Below are 17,695 nucleotides of genomic sequence, written 5' to 3'. Positions count from 1 at the left end.
AAAAGCAATCGCTAGCAATATCATTTGTTATTTTTTTGATCAAAAAAAGGACTTCATATGGCTAGTGTTCTCAGTGATTTTTTTACTCCCTTACCCCAAGAAATTTTAATCCATATCTACTCTAACCTAAGTCTAGAAGAACTTTTACGCGCGTGGCGCACAGGAAGTAAAATACACCAAAGAGCCATAGAATTCGTTGTATTTACTAAAAATAATGTCGAATTTTATTCAAGCCAACTTAGCCTATTAAGGCTACTTTCCAATCTGCCCTCGATTTTCAACAATAACAATGACTATTTAAATGATTTGAAAAAAAAATTTTATAGCAGAATAAATAACCCCAATTTAAGCTTGGCTGATCAATTACGGGGATTAAACCTGCTTGGTACTATTGACGACCTCTCATTAGATATTACGCTGATCCTATCCACACTGGATCAACCAGAGCCAAGCTCTGTGCAAATAGCATTAGATTGCCTGACCACTGTGATTCCTGCTTTAGATAAAAAAACACTAGCAAATCTTGTTAAACCTGTTAAAGCTAAACTCATCACTTCAGATGAAAAAATCTATCAAGCAGCACTGGACTGTTTGGCAGCGATGGTGCCTGCTTTAGAGAAAGAAACCCTCACGACTCTGGCCGAGCTTATTAAAAATAAACTCGATGATGAAAATTATGCTATTCGCCAAGCAACATTGAATTACTTAAAGAGCATTGCACCTGCTTTGGAAAAAGAAACGTTAGCAATTCTTGTAGCACCTGTTAAAAATAAGCTCAATGACCCAGACTCAGATGTCCGTCAAACCGCATTGAATTGTTTAACAGTGCTGGCACCTCCCTTAGATAAAGAAATGCAAAGAATGCTTGTTAACCCACTCATCAATAAACTCGATGATCCTGATTGGACTATTCCCCAAGACGCACTAAACCGCTTAGCTGCTATAATACCCTCCTTAGGAAAAGAAACATCAGCAACCCTTATTGAACCCGTTAAAAATAAGCTCAATGATCCCGATAAGAATGTTTGTCAAGCTGCATTGCTTTGCTTAACCGCAATGATACCCCTTTTAGAACAACAAACACTGACAATGCTTGTTAAATTAGTTATAAGCAAACTAGATGACACAAATACAGCCGATATTCGCCAAGCTGCGTTAAATTGCTTAACAGCAATGGTGCCTCATTTAGAAAAAGAAACACTTACGACGCTTATTGAACCCGTTAAAAACAATCTAAATGTCCAAAATTGGAAAGTGCGTCAAACCACATTAAATTGCTTGGCAGTATTGGTACCCCATTTAAAACAAGAAAACCTAGCAAGTCTTGTGGAACCTGTTAGCAACACACTCAATGACCAAGATAGCGATGTTCGCAAAGCCGCATTAAATTGTTTAGCAGCAATAGCCCCTGTTTTAGCGCAAAAAATACCACCAACGCTTGTTCAACAGATCAAAAATAAATTCACTGATCTGGATTGGGCTGTTTGCCGAGCAGCATTACAATGTATAGCTGCAATGATACCTACTTTAGAAAACGAAATGCAGGAAACCTTTATTAGTCCAGTTATTAATAAGCTTAATGACCAAGATTGGAGAGTTCGCCAAGCCGCATCCCATTGCTTAGAAACAATAGTCCCTACTTTAGGGAAAGAAGCTTTGGTATCGCTTGTCAAATCCATTACGCATGAACTAAACGACCAATCTGGGACCGTTCGCCTATCCGCATTAAATCGCTTAAAAATAATAGCTCCTCGTTTAAAGAATTTAACGACAGAAATGCTAGAAGAAGTGGTAAAGCTTATTACAAATGAACTCAATGGCAGAGATTCAAGAATTCACCAAGTAGCATTGAGTTGTCTCGCAGCTATAATACCCTCTCTCGATAAAGAAAAAGTAGCTACGCTTGTTCCATTTATTGTAAATAAATTAAATAATGCTTCGAATTTATGTGTTCGCCCAGCATTTAATTGCATAGAAGCAATGGCACCTATTTTAGAAGAAAAAACACTAGCCACACTTATGCAAACGGTTACCAACAAACTTTATGACCAAAATGCATCTAGTCGCCAAGCAGCATGTCATCTTCTTGTTTTGTTACTCGTCAATCCGAATATTGAGGTAAAAATAGAACTAAATCCTTCATTACCGAAGACAAGCGAAGCCTTGTTTATCCATACTGTCTCTGACTGGATTACACACATTAGCAAACAGACAAATCCAGCAGAAGTGATATTGCAACCAGAGAAAGAATATCCTCAAATGACAGGCTAAGGGCGCATCCAACAAACCTTACCAGCCAAGATGCCCCATTCTGCGCCTTATGGTCTCAAAGAGAGGTCTACAAGTATAAAGCACGACAGGTCACCAAAATGAAGTCTTCTCTGCTGAAAAAGAAGATGCGGTTACCTGTCTCAAATGACTAACGTTTTGAAATTTATATAGATTTTATCATTCAATTTCATTGATATTAAGGTACTGTCCCATGGCAAACACGATGACCGATTTTTTTTCTCCATTACCCCGAGAACTTTTGATAGAGATCTACTCTAATTTAGACCTTAAAGCACTTTTACGCGCCTGGAACACTTACAATAGAAGACATCAAAGAGCGATTGAGCACGTTTTATTTGCAAAAAATGATGTCGAGTTTTATGCAATCCAAATGAAAATGCTCACAACACTTTTTAACCTCGCTCCCATTTTAATGCCTGGTAATAACAATTATTTGAATGACTTAGTCATCAGTTTTTCTACTAAGGTAAAAAACCCGAAATTGAGCTTGTCCGATCGACTACGGGGGTTAAAACTGCTTGGCACAATTCGGAAAGTTCCTCTGGACATCACACAAATAATATCCAAACTTAATGCGCAAGATCCGAAGGCATGCCGAGCAGGATTGAATTGTTTAAAAATAATGGCACCTGCTTTAAAGAAAGAAATTCTAGCAACGCTTGTTGAGCCTGTTAAAAATAGACTCAATGATTTAAATTGGAGAATTCGGCATGCAGCATTAAATTGTTTAGCAGCGATGACTTTTGCTTTAGAGAAAGAAACACTAGCATCGCTTGTTGAACCGGTTACCAATCAACTCAATGACCAGGATTGGGATGTTAGCCAGGCCGCATTAAATTGCTTAACCACTATGGTACCGGCTTTAGAAGAAGAAACCGTAACGACACTTATCGCGCCTGTTAAAAATATCCTAATCAATGACCAAGATTTAGACGTTTGCCAAGCAGCACTAAATTGTTTAGTCTCCATGACACCTGTTTTGGGGAAAGACATACTCACAACGCTTGTTGAGCCCATTAAAAAACTCAGTAATCAAGATTGGGAGGCTCTCCAAACAGCCTTAATTTGCTTAGCGGTAATAGCACGCTCTTTAGATAAAGAAACACTCGCGACTTTTGTTGAACCTATTACCACTAATCTAAATAGCCCCAATTGGTATATTCGTGAAGCAACATTGAATTGTTTAGCATCCATGGCACCTTTTTTAGAGAAAAAAAAGTTAACCTCTTTTTTCGAGCCTATTACCAGTAGGCTTCACGATGAGGATGGGAACATTCGCAAGCCAGCATTATATTGCTTAAAAATAATGGTCTTTGCACTCGAGAAAAAAGCGCTAGTCACTCTGATTGAGTCGATTACAAATAGCCTCAATGAGAAAAATGGGTTTATTTGCCAAACAGCATTAAATTGCTTAGAAGTAATAGTACTTGCTTTGGAAAAAGAAACGCTAGCAACGCTTGTTGAACCTGTTAAAAATAAACTCAATGACCAAGACTCCGATGTTTGCCAAGCCGCATTAGATTGTTTAGCAGCAATGGCTCCTGCTTTAGAGAAAAAAACCCTTGTCACGCTTGTTGAGTCTGTTATTAATAAACTCAATGACCCAGATTCAGATGTTTGCCAAGCCGCATTGAATTGTTTGGCCGCAATGGCTCCTGCTTTAGAGAAAGAAACACGAGCAACACTTGTTGAACCTGTTAAAAATAAACTCAATGACCCAGATTCAGATGTTTGCCAAGCGGCATTAAATTGTTTAACAGCAATGGCTCCTGCTTTAGAAAAAGAAACACTAGCTACGCTCATTGAACCAGTTATCAGTAAACTCAATCACCCAGATTCGGATGTTTGCCAAGCCGCATTGAATTGTTTGGCCGCAATGGCTCCCGCTTTAGAGAAAAAAATGCGAGAGCCCCTTATTGAATCGGTTACCAATAAACTCAATAGTCCGAGTCTGTTTGTTCGGCAAACAGCATGCCATCTTCTCTTTTTTTTATTAACTAATCCCGATAACGTCGCAAAAATAGAAATCACTAATTCTTCACTGTGTACAAGCGAAGCTTTGTTTATTCATGCCGTCTCTGATTGGATTAAACAAATTAATAACGCTCTCCCTTTAGCAAAAGTGGCATCGCAACCCGATCAAGCACATTCTCAAATGAGAGCGTTTTGAAGTCGTAAGGCTGCGTTGAGAGAGCGGGTAGTATTCGCTCTCTCAGCCACCACTCGAACCTCTTCAGCACAAGACATTAAGATCGCAGACGGTATGGAATTTTTAACTCGCCAAAGCATCTGTAGCCGCGACGTATTCATAACCTAGCTCGCGAGCCACCGCCTCGTAGGTGATCATGCCTTTATGAACATTGAGGCCGTTCAGCAAATGACCATCACTCAATAAAGCCAATTTTACCCCTTTGGTGACGAGGCTTAAGACAAAAGGCAGCGTTGCGTTATTCAGGGCAAAAGTGGACGTGCGCGGAACAGCGCCAGGCATATTAGCGACACAATAGTGAACCACATGATCTAATACATAAGTGGGGTCTTGATGCGTGGTTGGCTTACTGGTTTCAAAGCAACCTCCTTGATCAATAGCGACATCGACAACCACTGAGCCTGGGCGCATTGTTTTTAACATTGCTCGAGTCACCAACTTAGGTGCTGCGGCACCGGGAACTAGCACTGCTCCGACTACTAAATCCGCTTCGGCTATATATTGCTCCAATGCTTCAACGGTAGCATAGATAGTGTTTAATTTTGAGCCAAATTGGAAATCGAGCTCCCTTAAGCGAGACAATGATTTGTCCAGGACAATCACTCGTGCCTCCATACCCATGGCCATACGCACCGCATTGGTACCTACCACACCGCCTCCTATAACAACAACATTAGCAGGAGCGACACCGGGAACGCCACCAAGCAATACACCTGATCCTCCTTGCGCCATTTCAAGACAATGCGCTCCAGCTTGGATTGACATGCGACCAGCGACTTGTGACATCGGCGTTAATAAAGGTAAGCCTCCATCATTTTGCGTCACTGTTTCGTAAGCAATCGCTGTGGCACCCGATTCCTTTAGTAGGCGTGTTTGTTGCGGATCCGGAGCCAAATGGAGATAAGTAAATAACGTTTGTCCTTCGCGCAAGCGGCGACATTCAATGGGTTGGGGTTCTTTTACTTTCACAATAAGCTCAGAACGTTCAAAAATTTCATCTGCTGTGGCAACAATTTCTGCTCCAGCAGCGCTGTATTCTTCATCGCTAATTCCGATCCCTAACCCAGCACCTTTTTCAACCAAAACAGTACTGCCTACACGGACAATCTCTCTTACACTCGCAGGGACAAGACCAACACGATTTTCTTGTGACTTGATTTCTTTTGGAACTCCGACAAACATGATTTATTCCTTCTAATAGTGTTCTTGGTTGATTTAGTGTAATAGCTCACGTTTCCCTTTTATTCCTCGTCCTGCGGACAAGCCGCCGGGATAGAGAGAAAGGGATTTATTCCTTACATTGCCTGTAATTGCTTAATCATTTGAGGGACCAATTCGAAAAGATCACCCACCAAACCGTAATCAGCAATTTGAAAAATAGGCGCTTCTGCATCCTTATTAATAGCAACAATGATTTTCGAATCCTTCATCCCCGCCAAATGTTGTATTGCTCCAGAAATTCCCACAGCGATATATAAATTGGGAGCAACCACTTTTCCTGTTTGGCCTACTTGAAAGTCATTCGGTACAAACCCGGCATCTACTGCTGCTCTTGAAGCACCCACTGCCGCTCCTAACGCATCCGCAAGTTCTTCAATTAATTTAAATTTTTCTGCACTTTGTAAGCCTCGGCCGCCGGAAACAACAATTTTAGCACTGCTTAGATCAGGGCGCTCTGAGCGACTTAACTCTTGCTTTATGAATTGCGTGCTATTTCCTTCGATGGTTTTATCAAGATGTTCGATGGAGCACGGATTTTGCTCATCAAGGATGGCGTCGAAGGCCGTTGGACGAATGGTCAATACTTTAATTTTGTCTAAAACGCGCACTGTCTCGATGGCATTTCCTGCGTAAATGGGGTGTTCGAACGTATCTTGGTCGATGATTTTACTCACATCCGAAACTTGAGCCACATCTAATTTAGCCGCAATACGAGGTAATAAATTTTTACCAAACGTAGAAGCCGGAGCCAAGATTGCAGAAAATGAAGAGGCCATTGAGACCACTAAATCACTCATGATTTCAGCCAATTGATGAGCAAAATTTGGATTATCCACTAACCACACTGAATGGGCTCCCGCCATTTTGGCAGCCTGTTCGGCCACTGCTTTACAATCTTGACCTGCGACGAGTAAAACAGGATTGTTATCCAGTTGCCTTGCAGCAGCAAACGTATTTCGAGTTGCAGAGTGCATTTGCTTATTATCGTGTTCAACAATGACTAAAGCGCTCATAATTTCCTCCTCACTCAAAGCACTTTGGCTTCATGTTTTAATTTTTTTAATAGCTCTTCAACAGAGTCGACTTTTACTCCTGCACTGCGAACCGGTGGCGCCTTCACATTGAGAATCTCAACGTGATTTTTAAGTGTTAAGCCTAATGTTTCCAGTTCAACGATCAATAGCGGCTTGGATTTAGCCTTCATGATGTTAGGTAAGCTAGCATACCGAGGTTCATTTAAACGAAGATCAACACTAACCACCGCGGGTAAATGCATGCTAAGCGTTTCTAAACCACCATCGATTTCTCGAGTGATTTCTATGGCGCGACCGTTTACATTCAGGTTGGAGACGAAAGTACCTTGAGGCCAATCGAGTAAAGCAGCGAGCATTTGCGGGGTTTGATTATTGTCGCCATCAATGGCTTGTTTCCCCATTAAGATAAGATCGGGCTGTTCATCGAGAGCAATTTTTTGCAAAATTTTTGCGATATTAAGACTGCAGTAACTCTCTTCAGTCTTGACAAGAATTGCACGGTTAGCACCCAGCGCTAACGCATGCCTGAGTGTCTCCTGACTCGTTTCTGAACCTATCGATACCACGACGACTTCTGTTGCAACCTTTTGTTCGAGCAATCGAACAGCCTGTTCCATCGCAATTTCATCAAAAGGATTCATGGACATTTTGACGTTTTGTTTTTCCACACCGTGTCCATCAACCCTCACTCGCACTTTGACATAAGGGTCTATCACCCGCTTCACTGCAACTAGGATTTTCATCGTTCCTCACTGGAAATACTAAGTCAGTCCAGCATATTGCCAGAGGTAGTGACTTAAATTCAATACTTGAAACAAAGCAAGATTGTCTAAATAGACGCTATGGGTCAATTTAGACGAGTATTATTGTCACAAAGAACCGACAAACGCTATCCAGTATGATCTACTGACACCAAAAAATTTGGAAGATCATCATGAATAGCGCTTTATTAATCACTTCAATGACTTACCAGACCCACGAATTGATAGGATAAAAAAATACTCACTGATAGAAATCATGTTTTTGATAGGTGTCTCATTGTGTTTTTTAATTTCATTGAGATTTATAATCGATTAGTAAGGTGATTTTCCGGCACCATACTCTGATGAAGAATAGCAATAACAATTATTGAGCCAGATATAGTGAAGTAATAGATGGCATGACTTCCACATAAAAATCGATAAATATCTTTGCCTAAATCATCAGAGCAATTTTTTCCCATCAACGGCATATCTGATAGCAGTTCAACAGTCCTTTTTAATTCTTCCAGATAACTTATGGAGTGTTTTGATCCCCAATGTTCTAATGTAAAGCGACGAATTTGAATAAGATCCTGTCGTGCCTGTATTGTAAACTGATACCTGGTCATTATTCGTCGAATTTTCCATTTAATAATTCATCAAAAAAAGCATTCCCTTCAATAAGTCGACCAGTAGCAATATCTTCTTTTGCCTGTTCTACACGCATTTTCAAATACTGGATTTTGAGGGATTCTAAATTTTGGTAGTCATCAACAGACAGCACAACGGCAACAGCTTTGCCATTTCGGTTAATTTGAACTGGTTCACGTTGTACTTTGAGAAGCAAATCTCCAAAATGTGTTTTTGCTTCATTCGCGGATAATGATTCCATAATAAAATCTCAGTCATTTCGTTCGATTCAATCATTATAGTTGAATTAATCGATAATTCCAAACTCTTCTATGTAGCTTGCCTCTTTGCTGACTGGGTTTTGCATAACGGAAGATCTCATTACATGAAACAGATTTACGAGTAAGCAACCGTTCACGTCACCCTGTGTTCATGCTTACACGTGTGTCGCGTCCTCTTAATTTAAAGTTCGCAAATACTCACTAAACGCTTGTCCTACTTCCGAATGATACATCCCGAACTCAACCGTTGCCTGCAAATAACCCAGCTTAGATCCACAGTCGTAACGCTTTCCAAGAAATTGATAAGCTTGAACAGTTTGTTCTTTTGATAAGCGTCGAATTCCATCAGTGAGCTGAATTTCGCCGCGCTGATCAGGAACCGTTTTTTTAAGGTAGTCAAAAATTTCTGGAGTAAAAATATAACGGCCCACAGCCGCAAGGTTGGAAGGTGCTAATTCTTTTTTTGGTTTTTCAACCATATCGATGATTCTCGAATAATTCTCAATGGCATCCGCAACTTGCACGATGCCATAATGACTAACATCATGCCAAGGGACAGGCTGAACCGCCACGATGGAATTCTCGTCTTTTTTAAAATATTCAGCCATTCGTGAAAGGCATGGTATTTTTGAATCATCAATTAAATCATCAGCTAACAACACAGCAAACGGATCCCTACCCACCACATGCTCAGCGCAAAGAATGGCATGACCCAAACCTAACGGTTGATTCTGCCTCACATAGGAAAATTGAATTCCAGGCGGCGATACACCTCGGACCACTTCGAGTAACTCTTTTTTCCCTTGCTCTTGCAACCGCACTTCGAGTTCAAAATGATTATCAAAATGATCTTCTATGGCACGCTTGCTTGAACTGGTAATAAAAATCATATGGGTAATACCAGCACGAACAGCTTCTTCGACGGCGTATTGGATCAGTGGTTTATCAACAATGGGTAGCATCTCTTTGGGATTGGCTTTTGTTGCGGGTAAAAAGCGCGAGCCCATTCCGGCAACGGGAAAAACTGCTTTTTTTACTTGCATAGTTAATGCGCTCCTTCGGATTAAGATGCAACACACGTTTCTGAAGAGACCGTCACAACAGGGGGACGGCCTACTGAGTAATAGCGTGCAAGTTGCGCCGTTTTCACTGCAGATAAGGGGTAACAGTTACGCCCATCAAAAAGTGGTGCATCACCTAATTTCATTTTTAGAAAATCAAGAGGGTAATTTTTAAATTGCGGCCATTCAGTCATAATGGCTAAGGCATGCAAAGAGGTATTAAAAACAGCTTCAGCGGACTCACACCACTGTATTGCTCTATTATCTGCTAATAATTTTTGTGCTGCTGGTATAGCGACTGGGTCGAAAATTCGAAGATTAGCGCCTGCCTGCAATAGAGTCTTGATAGCTGCCAAGCTGCTCGCTTCGCGCAAATCATCGGTTCCAGGTTTAAATGATAACCCCCAAATACCAATGGTTAGTCCGTTTAGGTTCTGTTTAAAATGCTCAGACAACTGAGCAAAAATCCACTTTTTTTGTAAGCGGTTTATGGATTCGATCGCATCCAACAAATTAGTGTCCACATTCACTCGCTTGGCTGTCTGAATCAAGGCACGCACGTCTTTGGGAAAACACGATCCCCCATAACCAATTCCTGCATTAAGAAAATGGGGACCAATGCGATAATCGAGCCCAATTCCCTGGCGTATATCATCAATATCGGCTCCAAGTTCGTCTGCAAGCCGGCTGATTTGATTAATAAAGCTAATACGGCAAGCCAGCATTGCATTAGCGGAATATTTGGTCAGTTCCGCGGAACGTCGGCTCATGAGTAGAATAGGAACTCCCTGGTCTGCCAAAGGTTGATAGAGTTGCTTTAACACCATTAAGGTTTGCTCTTCACCACCGATGACAACACGATCTGCGCATAAAAAATCGTGAACAGCAGTCCCTTCTCGTAAAAATTCAGGATTGGAAGCGACTCCTATTTTAATTGCCTTGTGATAATGTGCCAACTCGTTATTCACATGGGCTTGAATTTCATCACCGGTTCCTACCGGCACAGTCGATTTAATGACCAAAACACAATCTTCTTCAGCTTCCTGAGCTATTCTGGAGGCCACGGCAAACACTTGTGATAAATCCGCATTTCCATCGGCAAGGCCCGGTGTCCCTGTTGCAATAATATGGACTTTCGCCCGTGCTATTGCAGCGGATAAATCAACCGTAAAATCGAGCCGCCTTCGAGCGAGTTGCTCTTTCAGTAGCTCTGGAAGTTGTTCTTCATAAATAGGACATTTCCCTTGAGCAAGCATGGCAATCCGCGATTCATTGATATCCACGCAAATCACGTCATGACCTAATTGGGCTAGGCAAGCAGAAGATACTAAACCGACATATCCAGCTCCGTAAACGGCGATAATCATAGGTATCTCGACAATAAACCTGGTCAGTGTAAAAGCATCATTGTTGCCAATAATGGATATTTTGTCGAGCGTTTGTCAGGTATACTTTTAAGGTTGTTACTTTCCACCGATAAAACATGTTCTCTAAAAATCTCATTAAACAACACTCATGGCTCAATCGACCGGCGATCCTTTTATTTTTTTTTGCTGTCCTTCTTTTTTTCGTCCGCCTTTTTTTGCGCGGATCGCTTTTAGAGATTGATGAAGCAGAGCAAATGGTCATGGCGCAGCAGCTTCTTCCTGGATACCCTGATCAACCCCCTCTTTATTCCTGGCTGCAGTACTTTTTTTTTAAATTATTAGGTCGGAATCTCGCCAGTCTTGCTTTACTAAAATCGCTACTCCTTTTTGGTTGCTTTTATAGCTTTCATCAAATTTGCCGCCTTTATTGCCCCTCCGTTTCATTAGCCTGGTGCGCTACATTGAGCTGGGTATTCATTCCGGCGATTAGTCTTGATTTAATAAAGGACAATACTCATTCTATTTTAGCGTTATTCGCCGCATGCCTTACCTGGTATTGGTTTATTGCCCCCTCCTTGTTGGGGAAAACGCTCTGGTATACCATTTTAGGACTTATTATTGGGATAGGATTTTTATCGAAATTTAATTACTTGATTTTTCTTGCTTTATTTGTTTTTACTGCAATTTCTCTACCGCATTACCGCTCTAAAATAATTAATTGGCACAGTTTAATCACTTTACTCATCGCTGGCGCTATAGCGAGCCCCTATTTTTTCTGGATAGCCCACTTCCCCAATCTTGCTTTTCGCAGCGCTTACAAATTAGCAAGTGATCATAACCGATTGCTAGGTTTAGGGTATTTAATGAAAACAAGTCTTAGTTTCGCAGTGCCATCTTTCATTATCATTTACCTTTTTTTCCCTGCGAAGCAATCTGTGCCATTGCAAAACCATTTACATTCCTTACTCGTTCGTTACCATAGACTATGCTTCCCATTGCTGGTTTCGTTGATTTTTTTCAGTGGAATGAGCAATTTTGAAACACGCTGGCTTATACCCATTCTTTTTTTATGCCCGCTTTTGCTCTTTAAACAAGTGAATCTAACGAATCAATTAAAGCAAAGGGTAAAGTATTTTTTGATTCTCGCTTTAACGGTTCAATTCATTTTTCTTATGGTGTTAATCCATCGAAGCCACAGTAAGCAGAAAATACAAGATGAGTTTCTCATTAATCAAATGGTACAAGCCATTAATACCGATCATCAGCAAACAAAATTTATTGTCGCTGACTCTCTTTGGCTTTTGGGAAATTTCATGTTACTGCGACCTGATCACTATGGATGGTTATTGCATCCATCGACTTATCCTAAATTGCCTCAAGGAAATTCTTTACTGGTTTGGCAAACGTCTTTACGCCCAATCTGGATCGATTTTTTTGCCGTCAAGCAACCTGAGATCAGCGGCATAACTCTGATTAAAAATCCGAAAAATCATCTAGTCATTGCAGGCTATGCTTACTCTTCGGTTAAATAATCAGCAGTGCAGTTTTGCTGCTCTTCTATTTTCGCGCAAAACTGGATTGCCTTATCCTAAAGCGAGAGCCTCGCTCGCGGTGAATCAAGTACAAATTGCGCGCATAAATAAATACGCCTGTTGCCTGCCCTAAAATAAAGACTGGATCGCGCTTATAAATTGAATAAAGCAATAATGTAATTCCCCCAAATAAACTCAAATACCAGAAAGCAACGGGAATAACGCTTTTTTTCTCTTTTTCACTGACTAGCCATTGAACAATAAAACGCGCAGAAAATATTCCCTGTCCAATAAAGCCTATCGCGAGCCAAAAATAATTAATGTTCATTGATGGACACCTCCGGTGCACACGGACGTTTGAGCAACCAGCGAACACCGATTAAATCATGTATGCCAACAAACAAGCGGTTCATGACCCCATATTTAGATACGCCGTGTCTGCGAGGTCGATGATTAACGGGTAAGTTAATCAACTTAAACCCTGCTCTTTTAAATAATGCAGGTAAAAAACGATGTAAATGATTGAAATGAGGAAGGGCTAAAAATGCCTCGCGCGGAAATAATTTTAAACTACAGCCGGTGTCAGAGCATTCGTCCTTCAATAGTTGACGCCTCACACGATTACCAATCAGCGAAGACATTTTACGTAAGTGATTATCATCTCTTTTGTTGCGATTCCCTAAAACCACTGTATTCGCGTCTTGCAAGTGTGCAAACAGACGAGGAATATCAGCTGGATCATTCTGACCATCACCGTCCAACGTAACCAGCATTGAATAGCGAGCAGCTCTCGCACCACTTAATAAGGCAGCACTTTGACCGTAATTGCGCTTATGATAAACCACACGCAAATTTTTATGGACCTGAGCTAACGTCTTTAGACGAGCGACTGTCCCATCAACACTTCCATCATCAACAAAAATCACTTCATAAGTAAAATCATCTGCCGGCAAAGCGGCTCTAATTTCCTGATATAATGCCTCAACGTTATCAACTTCATTGTAAACAGGTATCACTATGGATACTTCTCTTTGTTGATCTGAAGACATTTAAAGACTACCTAAGATAGCAAAATTTAGCCATTATACAGTATGTTGCCACACAGGGGCTAGCCACGATTTACGTCGCAAGATGTTCCGCAAAAGCCCTACTTCGATCAAAGCAAGGTAAGCAGCAAATAGCACATCACTAAGATAATGATGACTTAGAAAAACCCTTGATAAAGCCACTGCTATTCCCAATAAAATAAACCAATAAAAATAGCGCGGGAACAAAATACATAAACCAAAGATAACGCTCATAATGGTCGTTGTATGGCCTGAAGGAAGTGACCAAAAATTTGGGTTCCATTTCAATCCGTAGAAACCATACATTTGGCCATCTAAAAGCAACCTTGGGCGAGCGCGCCCTAAAGCCATTTTCAGCAATAAGCAGATTAATCCTGGAACAATAACACACATTAATAAAAACCAGGCCTTCGCTTCCAACCTCGGATTTTTAACAAGGTAACGAAAGCACAGTGCTAAGGCCAAAAAAGTAGGAACATAAACAGCCCCTAATCCAAAACGAGTGAGAACACTTAAAAGGGGGAGATGATGCCTTAAATCAAGAGCATGAAAATAATAAGCAATCGGTTTATCCAAATAAAAAAACAACAGTGCTATTAATCCAAAATAGAGCATCATAACCAGGGGTTTTGTCATAATTGCCAATAAGCGATCAAAGGGTGACATGGCTAACCCCAGGCTTTTGCTGTCCAATCAAAAAAAGCTCCACCCAATGCCCTTTGCTGTAGTTAAATCCTTTGATTCGCCCCAAAATTGCTAAGTCCATGAAACTGTTTTCCCAATGGGCAAAATGATTTGCCTCCACGATAGCAATGCGTGAAGGGTCCGATTGTAAGATTTGTCCAGCGAGTACACCATTCACAAATTGGACCGATTTAGTATTTAAATTAAACACAAGACTTGGTTCATCAAAACCGACCACAAGTAAGGGTTTATCATCCGCAATCGCTTTTCCATTAACAAGCTGCACAAGATTTGAAGTAAGCCATACGGGTTTTAACTGAGGAAGAAGAGCAGTAAAGATCAGTGAATAACTGATTAGTGCTATCAATAGAGTTGTTAGGTAGGCCTGACGATAAATCCCGTTCCAAGCAAAGCGAGCAGCGATAACACTTAGTACTACTATTGAAATGCACAGAGCAACGCTTGCCAACGTAAATTGTTGCATCACTAAATAAGGCAAGCTTACGAAACTGAGGGCTAAACCTGTTGATAAAACAACCCAAAGCACTTGCAGTAGATGTAACCATTTTCCTGGTTTTTTATCGTGATTATCTCCTTGAATTGCCAAAGCACATAATAAAGCGATTGCTGGAAAAGTCGGAAGGACGTATTGTGGAAGCTTTGTCGGCATTAATTCAAAAAAAATCCAGGTTGGAATGATCCAAGCCAGTAAAAATTTGATGACTTTTTCTCGCCGGTGCTTAACCGCATGAACCCCCGCTTGCCATAAAAATAGTGACGCAGGCCAGAAAGTCAACGGGAGAATTAAGAGGTGAAAGAGAGGAGGCTTCCCATGTGATTCGTGTCCCCCTTTTAACTTAGGAAGTAAATCCCTATGAATCACTTGCAAAAGGTAATTGGAATGCTCTGCCTCATTGACCATGATTATCCAGGCAAGACTGAGCGCAATAAATACCAATACTCCTTTCATCACTTGTAAATTGCGCAGCCAAGCGATTCGCCTTTCAACAAGGCATAAAGCAATTATCGATAAAATACCGACCAAAGGGGTAACCCCTTTTAGCACAAGTCCATAGGTCATTGCTAACCAAAAACAAGCGGCCCAGCCCCAATGCACTCTTTTGCCCTCTATACCTGCTTGGTAAATGATCCAAAGCGCACCTTGCATCAGCACAACAGAGGACAGTAATGAAGCATCAATTACAGCCATATGGCTTTCGACAACGAGCAGCAAGGTAGAAGCAAGCATTACCGCGGCTAACACCGCAACCGTCTGTCCGAGAAACCGGCGGGAAAAAAAATAAGTTAATAAAATAGAGATTAAGGCTCCTAGCAACGAGGGAATACGATAAGGCCATATGATGTTTGCATCGGGATTGCTAAATAACTTCACTGAGGCAGCCTGTAGCCAATTAATGCCAGGGGGCTTGCGAAAACGCGTCGTCTCTTGGAAACGAATTTGAAAATAGTTACCTGTTTGTACCATTTGTCGACTTGCTTGCGCAAAATGCGCCTCGTCCCTGTCCATGACAGGCATTTTGACAATCCCTGGCAGTAAAAGGAGCAAGGAAAATAATGTTAAGAGCAAATAATGAGTTAATTTCGGCAATGTCATCACTTTCATAGTGAGCATGAAAAGTCTGTGAGCTAGGAGTATATACTCAAGATACTGCAAAATAAATTGCGTACAATAAGATAGCTGCATCTAACTTTTAAGCCATCTTAGAAATCTTCATTTTGTCTATGAGCCGCTTTACCACCTGCTAGTTGTACTGGAAAGAAAACCTTGAGCAGAGGAACAACTATCCGCTAGAATTAGCCTTCTCTTAACAAGGCGTGTTATTCATGCTCGAATTATCAACTGTCCAGCGAATAGTCATTTGGATACTGCCTGTACTCTTCGCAATCACAATCCATGAAGCGGCACATGCCTGGGTGGCCTCTCGTTTTGGCGATACAACGGCTAAAATGCTTGGACGATTGAGCTTTAACCCACTAAAACACATCGATCTTATTGGTACTGTATTCGTTCCCATCGTAGTGCTCCTACTAAGCCAATTTAGTTTCGTCTTTGGTTGGGCAAAACCCGTGCCCATTAATGCTTCTTTGTTACATAATCCTCGTCGTGATTTGGCCCTTGCTACCGCAGCAGGCCCACTATCCAATTTACTCATGGCTTTTTTGTGGGCAATTTGCCTTAAGCTAGGGATGATATTGAATCCGACCACCTCCAGTGCTGCTTTATTTATGGCACTCACAGGGCAAGCAGGCATAATGATTAATCTTGTATTAGCGTACTTAAATTTAGTTCCCATTCCACCCTTGGATGGAAGCCGAATTGTTGCCAGCCTTTTACCCATTAAGCAGGCTATTCAGTACCAAAAAATTGAGCCTTATGGTTTTTTTATTCTTCTGGCCCTTATCTTTACGGGTGCCTTAGGCTGGTTCATTCTTCCTCTTCTACGCTGGTCTCTGGCTGGAATTTACACCTTATTTGGTATATGAAAATTCTCGCCGATGCCAGCTTACCTGGGTTAATTGAAGCCTTTCCTAAACCGTTTGAGCTTAGCGTCTATCGCCATGCCGATGAAATTCCTCATCTTCTTAACGATCAGCATATTTTACTTTGCCGTTCCACACTCAAAGTGAATGAACAGTTATTAAAAGGTCAGTCGCTACGTTATGTTGCCACAGCAAGTTCCGGCACTGATCATATCGATTACCTTTATTTACAGAATAATGGCATTGAACTAATTGATGCCAAGGGGAGCAATGCTGTAGCTGTAGCCGATTATGTGATTGCTACCCTGGCGTTTTTGCAAAAATATAAAGGGTTTAGTGAGGTACAAGCAGGAGTTATCGGAGTAGGAGAAGTCGGGGCTAAAGTCGTTAAACGTTTGATGGCCGCTGGCATGGAAGTACACTGTTATGACCCACTTAAAAGTGAAAAGGATCCCCTTTTTAGTAGCTGTACTCTTGAAACAATTCTGCAATGCGATCTCATTGCCATCCATGCCAATTTACACGATAACCTTCCTCATCCAAGCCGAAACCTCTTTAGTGAAACACTTCTTAACCAGCTCAAACCAACGGCAGTGATTATTAACGCCTCACGTGGTGGAATAATGGATGAAGAAGCCCTATTACAGCTCAAAAAACCCATTATTTACTGTACTGACGTCTACACGAATGAGCCTCACATCAACCCAGAAATTATAAAAAGTGCGACACTCTGTACTCCCCATATAGCCGGACACAGCATCGAAGCAAAATACAATGCCATTCATATGGTCAGTAAGAAATTGCATGCTTGCTTTAATCTAGCCCCTCCTTCTATTAGTGAACCGGCAGTTACAGGGTCTATTTCCTTCAATGAAGTTGAGAGCTGGCAGGAGCTGGCCCTGCATCTCTATAACCCGCTTGAAGAAACCACTTTATTGAAATCTTCACACCATCTTCAGCAAAGTTTCTTAAGCCTGCGTAAAGCCCACCAAAAACGCCATGATTTTTGTAAATACCTCTTGCCAGTGAGTGATGCACAGACAAAAGAAATATTAGGAATTTAAATTTTCGCGTT

Annotated in this window: 16 protein-coding genes; 5 read left to right on the top strand and 11 right to left on the bottom strand. The window is 41.2% G+C overall.

Annotated features, from left to right (window positions below; all coding sequences use genetic code 11):
* Window positions 1-57: 57 nt before the first annotated feature.
* Window positions 58-2,271 carry a HEAT repeat domain-containing protein gene (locus B5D33_RS01375; protein ID WP_058452518.1) on the top strand — a complete coding sequence of 738 codons (2,214 nt, stop codon included), beginning with the start codon at window positions 58-60 and terminating at the stop codon, window positions 2,269-2,271.
* Window positions 2,272-2,482: 211 nt separating this feature from the next.
* A complete protein-coding gene (locus B5D33_RS01370) occupies window positions 2,483-4,462 on the top strand; it encodes a HEAT repeat domain-containing protein (RefSeq protein ID WP_058452517.1) in 1,980 nt (659 codons plus the stop codon).
* A gap of 102 nt (window positions 4,463-4,564) precedes the next feature.
* Here the strand turns inward: B5D33_RS01370 and ald are convergent, their stop codons facing one another.
* The 7 genes from ald to B5D33_RS01335 form a co-directional block, all read right to left on the bottom strand.
* Window positions 4,565-5,683, bottom strand: coding sequence for an alanine dehydrogenase (gene ald, locus B5D33_RS01365; RefSeq protein WP_058452516.1), 1,119 nt, complete (start codon window positions 5,681-5,683; stop codon window positions 4,565-4,567).
* A gap of 113 nt (window positions 5,684-5,796) precedes the next feature.
* Window positions 5,797-6,735 carry an electron transfer flavoprotein subunit alpha/FixB family protein gene (locus B5D33_RS01360; RefSeq protein WP_058452515.1) on the bottom strand — a complete coding sequence of 313 codons (939 nt, stop codon included), beginning with the start codon at window positions 6,733-6,735 and terminating at the stop codon, window positions 5,797-5,799.
* A gap of 14 nt (window positions 6,736-6,749) precedes the next feature.
* Window positions 6,750-7,499 (bottom strand): electron transfer flavoprotein subunit beta/FixA family protein, encoded by a 750-nt coding sequence (locus tag B5D33_RS01355; RefSeq protein WP_058452514.1) that lies wholly within the window; start codon window positions 7,497-7,499, stop codon window positions 6,750-6,752.
* A 320-nt stretch (window positions 7,500-7,819) separates the two neighbouring features.
* Window positions 7,820-8,125 (bottom strand): type II toxin-antitoxin system RelE/ParE family toxin, encoded by a 306-nt coding sequence (locus B5D33_RS01350; RefSeq protein WP_058452513.1) that lies wholly within the window; start codon window positions 8,123-8,125, stop codon window positions 7,820-7,822.
* Entirely contained in the window at window positions 8,125-8,388 is a 264-nt protein-coding gene (locus tag B5D33_RS01345) for a type II toxin-antitoxin system Phd/YefM family antitoxin (RefSeq protein ID WP_058452512.1), read from the bottom strand. Before B5D33_RS01345 ends, B5D33_RS01350 begins: the two co-directional genes overlap by 1 nt.
* A 195-nt stretch (window positions 8,389-8,583) precedes the next feature.
* Window positions 8,584-9,450 (bottom strand): UTP--glucose-1-phosphate uridylyltransferase GalU, encoded by an 867-nt coding sequence (gene galU / locus B5D33_RS01340; protein WP_058452511.1) that lies wholly within the window; start codon window positions 9,448-9,450, stop codon window positions 8,584-8,586.
* Between the two features lie 20 nt (window positions 9,451-9,470).
* On the bottom strand, window positions 9,471-10,835 hold the full coding sequence (locus B5D33_RS01335) for a UDP-glucose dehydrogenase family protein (RefSeq protein ID WP_058452510.1): 1,365 nt from the start codon (window positions 10,833-10,835) through the stop codon (window positions 9,471-9,473).
* Between the two features lie 116 nt (window positions 10,836-10,951).
* On the opposite strand from B5D33_RS01335, the gene B5D33_RS01330 reads away from it, so the two are divergent.
* The gene (locus B5D33_RS01330; protein ID WP_058452509.1) at window positions 10,952-12,367 is read left to right on the top strand and encodes an ArnT family glycosyltransferase; all 1,416 of its coding nucleotides are present in this window, start codon (window positions 10,952-10,954) and stop codon (window positions 12,365-12,367) included.
* Window positions 12,368-12,392: 25 nt separating this feature from the next.
* Here the strand turns inward: B5D33_RS01330 and B5D33_RS01325 are convergent, their stop codons facing one another.
* The 4 genes from B5D33_RS01325 to B5D33_RS01310 are packed head-to-tail and all read right to left on the bottom strand — an operon-like array spanning window position 12,393 to window position 15,751.
* Window positions 12,393-12,695, bottom strand: coding sequence for a lipid-A-disaccharide synthase N-terminal domain-containing protein (locus B5D33_RS01325; RefSeq protein WP_058452508.1), 303 nt, complete (start codon window positions 12,693-12,695; stop codon window positions 12,393-12,395).
* Window positions 12,685-13,416: a glycosyltransferase family 2 protein gene (locus tag B5D33_RS01320; protein ID WP_058452507.1), complete on the bottom strand. Its 732-nt coding sequence runs from the start codon at window positions 13,414-13,416 to the stop codon at window positions 12,685-12,687. The genes B5D33_RS01325 and B5D33_RS01320 overlap by 11 nt, the downstream gene beginning before the upstream one ends.
* Before the next feature lie 33 nt (window positions 13,417-13,449).
* Entirely contained in the window at window positions 13,450-14,100 is a 651-nt protein-coding gene (locus B5D33_RS01315) for a phosphatase PAP2 family protein (RefSeq protein ID WP_058452506.1), read from the bottom strand.
* Entirely contained in the window at window positions 14,087-15,751 is a 1,665-nt protein-coding gene (locus B5D33_RS01310) for an ArnT family glycosyltransferase (RefSeq protein WP_058452505.1), read from the bottom strand. The genes B5D33_RS01315 and B5D33_RS01310 overlap by 14 nt, the downstream gene beginning before the upstream one ends.
* Window positions 15,752-15,963: 212 nt before the next feature.
* Between B5D33_RS01310 and B5D33_RS01305 the strand changes: the two genes are divergently transcribed.
* Together B5D33_RS01305 and B5D33_RS01300 are read left to right on the top strand one after the other, a co-directional pair.
* Window positions 15,964-16,623 carry a site-2 protease family protein gene (locus B5D33_RS01305; RefSeq protein WP_058452504.1) on the top strand — a complete coding sequence of 220 codons (660 nt, stop codon included), beginning with the start codon at window positions 15,964-15,966 and terminating at the stop codon, window positions 16,621-16,623.
* A complete protein-coding gene (locus tag B5D33_RS01300) occupies window positions 16,620-17,684 on the top strand; it encodes a 4-phosphoerythronate dehydrogenase (RefSeq protein WP_058452503.1) in 1,065 nt (354 codons plus the stop codon). The genes B5D33_RS01305 and B5D33_RS01300 overlap by 4 nt, the downstream gene beginning before the upstream one ends.
* Window positions 17,685-17,695: the final 11 nt, after the last annotated feature.

Origin of the sequence: Legionella maceachernii (genome assembly GCF_900167045.1) — a bacterium.
GTDB classification, from domain to species: Bacteria; Pseudomonadota; Gammaproteobacteria; order Legionellales; family Legionellaceae; genus Tatlockia; species Tatlockia maceachernii.
Note: the sequence above shows the minus strand (reverse complement) of the source record. Positions and strands in the feature narration are given on the sequence as shown.

Coding starts and splice junctions, on each gene's coding strand:
- B5D33_RS01375 (WP_058452518.1), top strand. CDS start 58: ATGGCTAGTGTTCTCAGTGATTTTTTTACTCCCTTACCCCAAGAAATT.
- B5D33_RS01370 (WP_058452517.1), top strand. CDS start 2,483: ATGGCAAACACGATGACCGATTTTTTTTCTCCATTACCCCGAGAACTT.
- ald (WP_058452516.1), bottom strand. CDS start 5,683: ATGTTTGTCGGAGTTCCAAAAGAAATCAAGTCACAAGAAAATCGTGTT.
- B5D33_RS01360 (WP_058452515.1), bottom strand. CDS start 6,735: ATGAGCGCTTTAGTCATTGTTGAACACGATAATAAGCAAATGCACTCT.
- B5D33_RS01355 (WP_058452514.1), bottom strand. CDS start 7,499: ATGAAAATCCTAGTTGCAGTGAAGCGGGTGATAGACCCTTATGTCAAA.
- B5D33_RS01350 (WP_058452513.1), bottom strand. CDS start 8,125: ATGACCAGGTATCAGTTTACAATACAGGCACGACAGGATCTTATTCAA.
- B5D33_RS01345 (WP_058452512.1), bottom strand. CDS start 8,388: ATGGAATCATTATCCGCGAATGAAGCAAAAACACATTTTGGAGATTTG.
- galU (WP_058452511.1), bottom strand. CDS start 9,450: ATGCAAGTAAAAAAAGCAGTTTTTCCCGTTGCCGGAATGGGCTCGCGC.
- B5D33_RS01335 (WP_058452510.1), bottom strand. CDS start 10,835: ATGATTATCGCCGTTTACGGAGCTGGATATGTCGGTTTAGTATCTTCT.
- B5D33_RS01330 (WP_058452509.1), top strand. CDS start 10,952: ATGTTCTCTAAAAATCTCATTAAACAACACTCATGGCTCAATCGACCG.
- B5D33_RS01325 (WP_058452508.1), bottom strand. CDS start 12,695: ATGAACATTAATTATTTTTGGCTCGCGATAGGCTTTATTGGACAGGGA.
- B5D33_RS01320 (WP_058452507.1), bottom strand. CDS start 13,416: ATGTCTTCAGATCAACAAAGAGAAGTATCCATAGTGATACCTGTTTAC.
- B5D33_RS01315 (WP_058452506.1), bottom strand. CDS start 14,100: ATGTCACCCTTTGATCGCTTATTGGCAATTATGACAAAACCCCTGGTT.
- B5D33_RS01310 (WP_058452505.1), bottom strand. CDS start 15,751: ATGCTCACTATGAAAGTGATGACATTGCCGAAATTAACTCATTATTTG.
- B5D33_RS01305 (WP_058452504.1), top strand. CDS start 15,964: ATGCTCGAATTATCAACTGTCCAGCGAATAGTCATTTGGATACTGCCT.
- B5D33_RS01300 (WP_058452503.1), top strand. CDS start 16,620: ATGAAAATTCTCGCCGATGCCAGCTTACCTGGGTTAATTGAAGCCTTT.